The sequence below is a fragment of the Limosilactobacillus agrestis genome, assembly GCF_014145585.1.
Taxonomy (GTDB): Bacteria; Bacillota; Bacilli; order Lactobacillales; family Lactobacillaceae; genus Limosilactobacillus; species Limosilactobacillus agrestis.
The window spans coordinates 113,879-124,441 of record NZ_JACIVF010000003.1 but is presented as its reverse complement, the minus strand read 5'-3'; the positions used below and the strand labels follow the sequence as shown (position 1 = coordinate 124,441).

Here is a 10,563-nt window from a genome sequence, read left to right as displayed (position 1 = left end):
CACTTCAATATGAGCAGAATCTAGTTGCCTAGAAAAATATTTATTCAATTTTAAAGCAAGAACATACAGGTTCCAACTTTAAGGGTACACGTCAAACACTTCAATCTCTTTGCTGTTTTCATATTTATTCTAAACCCATTTCTTTAGCATAGGCTGTTTCTTCCTTACTAAGACGTTGACGCTCACGTTCGTTGTACCATGGTGAAATGGTAAAGGCAAGAACATCATTGATAAGGTAAATTGAGCTATTAACGGCCATTGCTAAAGTAGCCGATCCTTGCTTATAGGAAACAAACCAAAGTACTAATTGTGCAAGACCGGATGCAAGCCACCAAAAATATTGGTTGTTAAAACGTAAAAAGCAGATAACACCAGCTGAAAGACTGATGGAAAAGCTAATTGCATCAATCCATGGCCGTGGATCGTCGGTAAGATGACCGATTAAATAGCCAGAAATAAAATAAACGGCAATTGTTGCAATAATTGCAATCGTCCATGAACGAGCGTTGAATTTACGAATCTTTGATGCCATGTTAACATTCCAGTTTGCAGAAAGTAACACTGGTAAATCGAGGGTAATAACATAGGCGATTTGTTCGGCAATGCTTAAGTAGTTTTTTGCACTAAAACCAGCAATGATAAAACATAATGCTGATAAAATTCCTAAGAAACCATTTACTGACTTTGCGGCATTAATTGCTAAAACACAAAGTACGCCGAGCGTAGTTCCGATAAATGTAATGACAGTTACCCACGTTATTGGAGCACTAACTAAAGTCATTACCTGACAGCCAAGACTGAAAAAGAATAGGTAATAATTTTGTTGTGGCCAGCCCTTTAATTGGTGGGCGAGAAATTTAAAATAATCGCTAATCATTAATATAACTCCCTCTACTATATATTGTGCAATTTTGTGGTTACCGCCGGCTGGTAACACAAGATATTGTGGATGCAAAAAAGCAACGTTTAATAGTATAACGGGTCAAAATCAGGGATGCAATACCCTAAAGTTTATTTAATCAGTCGCTTAGATTAATTAATGCCGCAAAATTAACCCTATCGTTAAAAATAATAAATTTAAAAATTTTCTTTAGCTAACTATGGAACATGAAATGACTTATCAATACTATAATTCAACTTTAACAATTTTAACCTTATATGATGCTTGCGGAGCCTCAACATTCACGGTTGTTCCAGTTGTTTGATGAAGCAGTGCCTGGCCTAGTGGTGAATCGAAGGATATTTTTTGCTTAGCAAGATCAGCTTCCTGCTTTCCCACAATATGATAAGTTTCTTGTTCATGGTCATCCTCAAATTCAATTGTCACGGTTGTTCCTAAATCAATAGTATGGTCATTTTTTGGGGTTACAATTTGGGCGTATTGAAGTTGTTTATTGAGATATCGTAGTCTACTCTCCAGGTGACGTAATTCCCGTTTGGCAGTACTATATTCAGTGTTTTCTGATAAGTCGCCAAGGGCACGGGCTGCTTTTAGTTGTTCAATCTTTGCAGGTCTTTGTTGTTGTAATTTTGTAATCTGTTCTTCAATTTCATGATAACCATTAGCAGTCATCTTTTGAAAATAAACATTTTTCATTGCTTCTTGGATCTTTTTTCGTTGCATTGGTATAATATCTCCTTGCATCTTAACTATCTTATTATATTTACTAGATGTAATTATGATATGATAGAAAGGAAAATTCAATTTGGAGACGGAGGATAAATAGATAATGAACGAACAAGAACAACATATTGACCAGTTTCTTACTTCGTCCAACTATCATCAGTTATCTGCTAATCAGCAAAAACATGCACAGGACATTTTGACGCGTTTTAATAACCAAATGGCAAATGATCAGCATTTGACCGATACTACTTGGACACCAGAAGCAGTAAAAGCGGTCATGGTTGGGGAATTCATCGCTGATCCAGCACTAACTAATCAATTTGGAATTGCGGTTGTTCCAGTTTTACGGGCTTATCAAGAATTTTTGAAAGTTGATAATCTTGCGGAAGTTGTAAAGGCAATGGAAGAACAACGGACAAAGATGAATGAGTGTCGAAAAGCACATAAGACATGGACACAGTTGCATGGAGAGGCAGAGGATGACAAAGCAGAAGCAACCTCAGGTCAAGCAAGTCCTGCTCACCAAGAATTTAGATGGACACCTGAAAAATTCAAGGACTTATTAGCAAATGTTCAACAAGCTATCAAGTCAGCTTCCCAATTCAATAATCTTGAATTAGATGATATTGAGTTAAATTACGTTGTGCAAGAATTCTTAGAATTAATGGTTCAAGAATGCAATGAATATCCAGGTCAATGGACTTTCAGTAACTTGCAACGGGTATTAGGCATGATGATGCCCTTAGATCCGCATATTTCCATAAAGCAAATTCATAACATTGTCCCAAGTGCGCAGGCTTTGTTTGAATACTTGAAGCAAAATGACTATATTGACATGGATCAATATAAGTTAGGGTTAAAAGCGATTGCTAATATGCAACCATCAGAAGATATGCTTGCTTCATTAAACCGTGATGAACGTGAAACCCAATTAGTCCTATCATTTATCAATAGTAATGGTATCGATACTGATGATACGGCCGTGGCGGAAGCTTGGATGGACGACCATAAGCAGGAAGTTGCTGATTTTATGCGTGGCCTATTAAATCCGTGGGGCGAATATGAACGTAAGCGGCTACTTAAGCGGCAACGTGAAATGAAACAACAACAAGTAGCTAAGGGTAATAATAACCAAATTGATTCACAATTAAAGCGGAAAAAGAAGTCCCTTCAAGGAATTAAGTTTAGTAAAAAGGCTCGACGGAAGTTACGTCGCCATTAATATTTTTTAGAGGAGGAATCCATAATGAGCGTTGAAATTCCAGAAAATATGGAAGAAGTAGCAATGCAATTAGCTCAACATAAGGTCCGTGGTGAGCTAGTTGACGAAACGACTGTTATTCAAAATGCAATTCGGGATATACTCCAAGCATTTTTTGATGAAGCTCTTGAAGGTCATTATGATGATGTTAAGTGGGATGGGGATGACCTAGTAATTACGGATATTATGGGTGATGAAGCTGGGCGCATCCAACCCCAATCAAGCTCATTTGTTAATGATTTTAAGAATGATGCTGATTCATTGATTGAACGACTTGAAAATGCGACAACCAAGATTGTTGGTGGTCGTTAAGATTTTTATCGAAATAGAAAATGACCCGTGGAAATTTCCGCGAGTCATTTTCTATTTTAAAGCCGATTTTTAATTTCGTAGGGCTTTGACTTTTCGTGTTCAGCTGGTAATGCATCCTTAGCGTAAAAAATTGCGTATTCTTTATCGTTAGGATCTTTAGCGATGACAAGTTCATCATTGTGACGTGCTTGTTTAAAAATTTGTCCTTTCCGAATCGCTTCATTATAGTCATTAATATTCGCAACTGAATCGCCTGGATTAAAGAAAATTCTTGTTTCCATTATAAGTTCCTCCTCATGCACGACTTGGCAAATTGATTTGTGCTTTTGCTAGAATATGACCCTTGGCCGCGTGAATAAAGTCATTAAGCCAGTATTTATTTTTTAAAGGTAAAGTATCATCTAACGCAAACACCATTAAAGTATAATCATGGGTTTTATCGGGAGGCTGTGGGCCAACATAACCACTAGTTATCAATGGATTTCCGTTAACCAATGAGCCGGCATTGCTATTATTCCCTTGCACAAATTTATCTGCTAATTCTCGACTAGCATTTGCTGGAATATCTGTTAACATTGCTGGGATGTTAGCGGCTAACCAATGGATCCAAGTAAAACCACAGACAGGTGTTGAGTCATAATCAATAAAGACGATTGCAAATGTTTTTGTATTTGCTGGTGCGCCGGTAATTTTAATTGGGAATGATTTGATTGGATGGTCAGCTAGCATATCAGCTGCTGGCGCATATTTACCATATTCATCTGCTAACATTCCGTTAACTAATGGTACTGAGATTTGCATAAAAAATCCTCCTTATAAGACAATTATAACCGAGCCTAATCTAAATACAATTTTCGTAAATCTTTTATTTCGGCAGGCGTAATATCAAGATAGTTGTTGAGATACTGATTAACGTTTCCATAAGTCTGGATAATATTTTTGATTGCTGTATTAAGATAATCGGGAGCCACCGAGGCAAGAGCAGCTCGATTCGTCACTAGTTCCTCGCTAGCACCATGATTCCGCATATTTTGCAGCCAGTGATTCCGAAAATTTTGTGTAACGGTATTAGTCAGTAGGTAGTCTTCCATAATAATTTTTTGCTCAACTCCAAGGGCGCTAAGGATAAGATAAGCAGCCATCCCTGTCCGGTCTTTGCCAGCAGTACAATGAAATAGCAAGGCGCCGTGTTCGTTTTTTAGTAAAAGACTAAATAATTTCTGATAGGCTTTTTTAGCCGAAGGAGCAGTTATCATTCGTTGATAAACATCAGTCATGTGGCGGTAGCCGTTTCCTGGTTGTTGCATTTGAGCGGCGATTTCTTCATCACTATGCGAGGCATCAGTTTCATCAGCTTCGAAAACAGGTAAATGATGATATTTTGCTTGTGAAGGAATTTGATCAGGATCCTTCTTTACCTCGTCAGGAGCGCGGAGGTCGATATCTAGAGAAACAGGGATATTATCTAAAATAGTGAGATCATTTTGATCTAAACGAGCAAGTGAACCCGCACGAATAAGTCGACGCCATTTTGTTTTATGGCCATCTGCTGTTGGATAACCTCCAAGATCACGAAAATTATAGCCATTCTTTATTGGAAGTAAGCGTTGGTTAGCCATAAGAATCCTCCTCGTATTAACTCTTACTACTATTGTACACTGAAATTACGGTAAAAGAGGTTGTAAAGCTTGAGCAAGCATTTTACCTTCATTAATAGCGCCAGCTTGATCCGGATGGAGCCCGTCAGTGAAGCTATGGTGCCAAGTTTTTGTTTCAATTATAAAACAACCATGTTTAGTGGCAATTGTTCGAATCTCAGGAGCAAAGGTCTGGCTAAAAGGAATTATGATTGCTAGCGGGGTATCAGGAAAGGTCAGCTGAACCTGCTGAATAAAAAGATCGTAAGCAGCAGTAAATTGAGATATAGGGAACCGACGATCATTAACTCCTAAATTAATCACGTTGAGGTTAGGGTGATTAGGGGTCCACAATGTTTGATTATCAATTTTTCCTAAAAAGACATCAGCAGTTGGGACCCCGCCAGTAGCAGTCCTTAAGACTCCCCCGGCAGAGTATGCTATCCGAACACTATCGACGTTAAGCAGATCTGCACAGACCCCAGCATAGTTAGTTTCTGGACGGTAATCAGCAGCAGGATGATTTCCAACCACCCAGCAACCAGCAGTAATTGAATCACCAATAAAGTTGACCAAGGGCCGCTGAGAAGCAGTCATAATTTTACCTCTGTCTAAATAAATACTTTTAATCGCAAAACCTTCATTCCCTTCCCACACTTCGTCAATGTCGGTATTACCGGCCGTCATTATTTCAATGGTGTGCAAAGTAGAATCAAGTGGAATATCAATTTTTCCTAAGCTAGCTTGTGCCCGTTCCCACTTTCCTTCATCAATTCGAAAAGCAAATACTTGGCTAGGAGATAGGAAATTTTGATTTGGCAAAACAGTAATTTGACACTTTTTAGCGTCTGAAATCTTAAAACGGAGATAGCTGCCAAGATTGGTTGTATATAAAGTAGAGATATTATTAATAATTTTAATGGTCCAGCGCCCAGTACGTGAGGCGAGCCTAATTAGATCGGTTGGTTGGTATGTCGTCATTAGAATCCTCCAATTATTTGTAAATAGTGTAGCATTAAAAATATATTCTGTATATCAGTCACTGGTTTTTGCAATCGTTTTCTTCGTTGCTTTTAATTATTTGTAAGCGCTTATTGACGAGTTGGTTAAAAAGTAGTAAATTGTATTTAGTAAAAGTTTACTAATGCTTGTTTGATGTATGGAGGTTAGTCTGATGGATAAGCAACAATTTTTAGCTGAATACCAAGATGTATTTAAGGAACCAGGAAAGGATGTATTCTTCTCACCAGGACGGATTAATGTAATCGGGGAACATACTGATTATAATGGTGGACATGTTTTTCCATGTGCGATTAGTATTGGAACCTATGGGGTATATGGTCCGCGTGAGGATACAACAGTAGCTGTTTACTCAGCTAACTCGGCTCAAGAAGAAGATAGCAAAATTATTACTTTTGACATTAATGATACAGAACCGCAAAGTGCTAAAGATGAAAAGTGGGTTAACTACTTTAAGGGGATGCTTGTTTATCTAAAGCAACGGGGCTTCAAGATTGATCATGGATTTAACTTATACATCCACGGTTTTCTCCCTTATGGTTCAGGCTTATCATCATCAGCGTCAATCGAAATGTTGATGGGAAATATCTTGAAAGATGAATTTAATCTTGATATTGATGAAATTGAATTAGTTAAACTTGGACAAAAGACGGAAAATGATTTTGTTGGTCTTAATTCTGGAATCATGGACCAATTTGCTGTAGGAATGGGTAAAGAAAATAACGCAATTTATCTTGATTGCAACACCCTGGAATATAAGTATTTGCCACTTGAACTTGGCGACTATGAAATTGTTATCATGAGTACAAATAAGAACCACTCCTTAGCTGGTTCCAAGTACAATGAACGCGTTCAAGAATGTGAAGAGGCAGTTAAACGCCTTAACAAAAAGCTTGATATCAACAAACTTGGAGAATTAGATTCTGACACATTTGATCAATACACTTACTTAATAAATGATGACACACTAATTCGGCGGGCACGGCATGCTGTTAGTGAAAATGAACGGACGAAGAAAGCTATTGATGCAATGAAAAAGGGTGATCTTGAAGAATTAGGCCGCCTAATTAATGCTTCTCATGTCTCTCTTAAATATGATTATGAAGTTACAGGAAAAGAACTCGATACATTGGCAGAAAATGCATGGGATCAACCAGGCTGCCTTGGTGCCCGAATGGTCGGCGGTGGATTTGCCGGCAGCGCGATTGCAATTGTTAAGAAATCTGAAGCAGACCACTTTAAGGAGAACGTTGGTAAGATTTATCGTGACAAGATTGGTTACGATGCCAGTTTCTATGATGCTGAAGTTGTTGATGGACCACATAAGCTTTAATAGTATTTTAGTGGGGGAATGAGAAAATGAAGTTAATGGAAAAGTTTGCTGACCAAGTAATTGCTAGTGGAACTTATGAACCACTTGACCGAATCTATGTCTTAAACAAGATTCGAAGTTTTGTTGGTGATGAAGATGTTGAGGCGAAGGATGATGAACCAGTTGTTAGTCAACTTGTTGATTTAGCAGTTAAACGCGGCAAAATTGATGACGGTCAAACTGCTAAGGAAATTTTAAACGATCAACTTTATGATTTGCTGACTCCAACGCCATCAGTAGTTAATCATAAATTCTGGGAAAAGTACCAACAATCTCCATCAACCGCAACCAATTGGTTTTATAACCTATGTACTAGCAACGACTATGTTAAGGTAGCTGCGATTAAAAAGAATGTTGTATTTGATAAACCAACTAAGTACGGCAATCTTGAAGTTACCATCAATCTTTCCAAGCCGGAAAAGGATCCCAAAGCAATTGCCGCTGCTGCCCATGATACCGCTAAGAAGTACCCCCAATGTGCTCTTTGTATGGAAAATGAGGGTTACAAGGGACGACTTGGCCAAGCAGCACGAAGCAATCACCGTATTATTCGAATTACAGTAGGCGGACAACAATGGGGCTTTCAGTATTCGCCGTATGCTTACTTCCATGAACACTGTATCTTCCTTGATAGTAAGCATGAGCCAATGGAGATTAATCGGCAAACTTTAATTAACCTAGTTGAAATTGAAAAGCAATTCCCAGCCTATTTTGTTGGAAGTAACGCGGATTTACCAATTGTTGGTGGGTCAATGCTTGCTCATGAACACTACCAAGGTGGTAAGCATATTTTCCCAATGATGAAGGCCTCCATTAAGAAAGAATTGCACTTTGCAGAATATCCAGCTGTTGATGCAGGAATTGTTAACTGGCCGATGAGTGATATTCGCTTAACTAGTCCAGATACTGAGCAATTAATTGATCTTGGTACGCACATTATTAAGGTGTGGGATCAATACAGTGATGAGAGTCTTGACATTAAGGCATTTGATGGGCAAACTCGTCATCATACTGTTACCCCAATCATGCATCGGGAAGGCGATAAGTTTGTTCTTGATTTAGTATTGCGGGATAATAATACTAATGATGAATATCCGCTCGGAATCTTCCATCCACATGAAAAGTTATGGCACATTAAAAAGGAAAATATTGGTTTAATTGAAGTGATGGGGCGTGCTATTTTACCAGCTCGGCTTAAAGATGAATTAAATGAAGTTAAGAAGTTTTGGCTTGGGGCTGAAAATAAGATTGCCGATAGCCATCTTTCCTGGGCAAAGGAAGTTCAATCAAGAATTAATATCACTGAGGATAACGTTAATGAGGTTATGGAACAAGAACTTGCTAATGTTTTTGCCAATGTTCTAGAAAATGCGGGAGTCTTTAAGGACGACGCAGCTGGAAATGAAGGTTGGCAACGATTCATTGATGCCTTAAAATAGTTTTAACCTAAAATGAAGAAAGGGGCACTGAAGCAGTATGGCAGTAACATTACATGATATCGCGGATAAAGCAGGGGTCTCTATTGCGACTGTATCGCGAATTTTAAATAATGATGTGACACTTTCTGTAAATGAAAAGACACGTCAGCGAGTGTTAGCCACTGCCGAAGAGTTTAACTATACTAAGCATAAGCGAGCACGGAGTAACCAGGTACAACGAGTAGCTGTTGTTCAATGGTATTCCCTTACACAAGAATTAGATGACCTGTATTATATGGCGATTAGGATGGAAATCGAACGCGCAGCTCAACAACGGGGACTTCAGACGGTTCCTGTTTACCAAAACAATATGGAAGAAATTCCTCGTGATGTTACGGGCATCATCGCAATTGGGAAATTTAGTGATTCGCAAGTTCAAGCATTGCGGTTAGTAACTTCTAATATTGTGTTTGTTGATTACGATAGTCTGGCTGCTGGTTACGATTGCTTAGTGCCGGACTTTGAAAATGCAGTGCGGTCAGTTATTTCAGAATTTGTTAGCGAAGGAATTAACGATATCGGGATGCTAGCAGGAACTGAAAAAACAACGGACCAACAAATTGTTCCTGATTTACGGCGATTCTATTTTGAAAGTAACTTACGTCAACAAAACCTCTATCATCCAGAATTTATGTTTGCTGGCAACTACACCTCGATGTCAGGATATAATGCGATGAAAAAGGCAATTGCGACGCTTGGTGACCGTATGCCGCATGGAATCTTTATAGCCAATGATCCAATGGCCGTTGGTGCACTTAAAGCGATTCAAGAAGCCAAAATTAATGTTCCAAATCGGATTGCCTTGATTAGTTTTAATGATACGGCAATTGTTAAGTATGTTTACCCAAGTATGTCAGCAGTACATGTTGCTACTGATGAAATGGCACATGCCGCAGTTGATATGATGATTAAACGTCTGCAGAATCCAAATAGTGATCCATGTAAGACAGTTGTCGGAACTCACTTGATCAAACGGCAAACAACCCGATAGTATATGAAAAAAATGATTCAGTTTTGATAGTAAGGGCGTAAGAGCTTTTATTAATAGAAACTGAATCATTTTATTTTTTAATTCTTTTTTGATACCACCGATAAGCAAAGTATAAGCAAATGATCGCCATGATGATAATTGCAACTATTGTGTAGTCGTTGAAAATAATGACAATTTTATTCCACGATTGGCCGACCCAAGCACCAAGAACAACGAGCAAGGTATTCCAAATTACGCTTCCAATAGTAGTTAAAATACAGAATTTTCCTAATGAAGTTTGTGCGATCCCTGCAGGAATAGAGATTAAACTGCGAATGACGGGAATGCAGCGCCCATAAAGAATTCCGCCTGCCCCATGCTTATTAAACCAATTAACTGCCTTTTTAGCATCATCTTGATGGAAACCTAAAAGTTTAAATAAGCGATGTCCAAGAAGACGTTCAAGCCGTTTAACAGTTAATTGGCGGCCGAGAGCATATAAAATAAGCGCCCCCATAAGTGAGCCAATTGTCGCGGCGATAATTACCCCAAGAATTGATAACGAGGTGGTGGTTGTCATGAAGCCACTCATTGTAAGAATAATTTCGGACGGTAGTGGTGGAAAAACGTTTTCAAGGGCGATTAATGCGGCAATCGCAAAATAACCAAACTGATTAATAAATTCCGTTAGCCAAGCGTTCATAAATTACTCCTATATTAATTAATATTCTCTAAACACTCTATCATATTAGAGAAATACTTAATAGCGGTCTTATTTTTCTTTAGTGAAAATTACAAATTATAAATTAGAATATATTATATTGAAGTGAATAAAATAACCAAAAAGGGTAAAAAGCGTTCGGATTTAATTAAATAAAATCTTAGA

11 protein-coding genes and 1 pseudogene are annotated in these 10,563 nt (G+C 38.2%); 5 read left to right on the top strand and 7 right to left on the bottom strand.

Going from position 1 to position 10,563, the window contains the following annotated elements; genetic code table 11:
• Positions 1 to 124 precede the first annotated feature (124 nt).
• Complete coding sequence (pnuC, locus tag H5R88_RS00580) at positions 125 to 877, bottom strand: nicotinamide riboside transporter PnuC (protein ID WP_182578586.1); 753 nt, start codon at positions 875 to 877, stop codon at positions 125 to 127.
• 249 nt (positions 878 to 1,126) lie between these two features.
• Positions 1,127 to 1,624 (bottom strand): transcription elongation factor GreA, encoded by a 498-nt coding sequence (gene greA, locus H5R88_RS00575; protein WP_182578587.1) that lies wholly within the window; start codon positions 1,622 to 1,624, stop codon positions 1,127 to 1,129.
• A gap of 106 nt (positions 1,625 to 1,730) precedes the next feature.
• On the opposite strand from greA, the gene H5R88_RS00570 reads away from it, so the two are divergent.
• A complete protein-coding gene (locus H5R88_RS00570; protein ID WP_182600025.1) occupies positions 1,731 to 2,849 on the top strand; it encodes a hypothetical protein in 1,119 nt (372 codons plus the stop codon).
• 24 nt (positions 2,850 to 2,873) lie between these two features.
• A complete protein-coding gene (locus H5R88_RS00565; protein WP_182578589.1) occupies positions 2,874 to 3,200 on the top strand; it encodes a hypothetical protein in 327 nt (108 codons plus the stop codon).
• A 56-nt stretch (positions 3,201 to 3,256) separates the two neighbouring features.
• Here the strand turns inward: H5R88_RS00565 and H5R88_RS00560 are convergent, their stop codons facing one another.
• The 4 genes and pseudogenes from H5R88_RS00560 to H5R88_RS00545 form a co-directional block, all read right to left on the bottom strand.
• Positions 3,257 to 3,481 carry a hypothetical protein gene (locus H5R88_RS00560; RefSeq protein WP_182578590.1) on the bottom strand — a complete coding sequence of 75 codons (225 nt, stop codon included), beginning with the start codon at positions 3,479 to 3,481 and terminating at the stop codon, positions 3,257 to 3,259.
• Positions 3,482 to 3,494: 13 nt separating this feature from the next.
• Positions 3,495 to 4,001 carry a YbhB/YbcL family Raf kinase inhibitor-like protein gene (locus H5R88_RS00555; RefSeq protein WP_182578591.1) on the bottom strand — a complete coding sequence of 169 codons (507 nt, stop codon included), beginning with the start codon at positions 3,999 to 4,001 and terminating at the stop codon, positions 3,495 to 3,497.
• Between the two features lie 35 nt (positions 4,002 to 4,036).
• Complete coding sequence (locus H5R88_RS00550) at positions 4,037 to 4,819, bottom strand: tyrosine-protein phosphatase (RefSeq protein WP_182600024.1); 783 nt, start codon at positions 4,817 to 4,819, stop codon at positions 4,037 to 4,039.
• A 29-nt stretch (positions 4,820 to 4,848) separates the two neighbouring features.
• Positions 4,849 to 5,818, bottom strand: a pseudogene (locus tag H5R88_RS00545) (SGNH/GDSL hydrolase family protein).
• Between the two features lie 193 nt (positions 5,819 to 6,011).
• Here H5R88_RS00545 and H5R88_RS00540 point away from each other — a divergent pair.
• Genes H5R88_RS00540 through H5R88_RS00530 form a run of 3 tightly spaced genes read left to right on the top strand, consistent with a single transcriptional unit; the run spans position 6,012 to position 9,698 of the window.
• A complete protein-coding gene (locus H5R88_RS00540) occupies positions 6,012 to 7,190 on the top strand; it encodes a galactokinase (RefSeq protein ID WP_182600022.1) in 1,179 nt (392 codons plus the stop codon).
• Positions 7,191 to 7,216: 26 nt separating this feature from the next.
• Complete coding sequence (locus H5R88_RS00535; protein ID WP_182600021.1) at positions 7,217 to 8,668, top strand: UDP-glucose--hexose-1-phosphate uridylyltransferase; 1,452 nt, start codon at positions 7,217 to 7,219, stop codon at positions 8,666 to 8,668.
• A 37-nt stretch (positions 8,669 to 8,705) separates the two neighbouring features.
• Entirely contained in the window at positions 8,706 to 9,698 is a 993-nt protein-coding gene (locus H5R88_RS00530; RefSeq protein ID WP_182600020.1) for a LacI family DNA-binding transcriptional regulator, read from the top strand.
• A gap of 70 nt (positions 9,699 to 9,768) precedes the next feature.
• Here H5R88_RS00530 and H5R88_RS00525 read toward each other — a convergent pair whose 3' ends face one another.
• The gene (locus H5R88_RS00525; protein WP_182578597.1) at positions 9,769 to 10,380 is read right to left on the bottom strand and encodes a DedA family protein; all 612 of its coding nucleotides are present in this window, start codon (positions 10,378 to 10,380) and stop codon (positions 9,769 to 9,771) included.
• Positions 10,381 to 10,563: the final 183 nt, after the last annotated feature.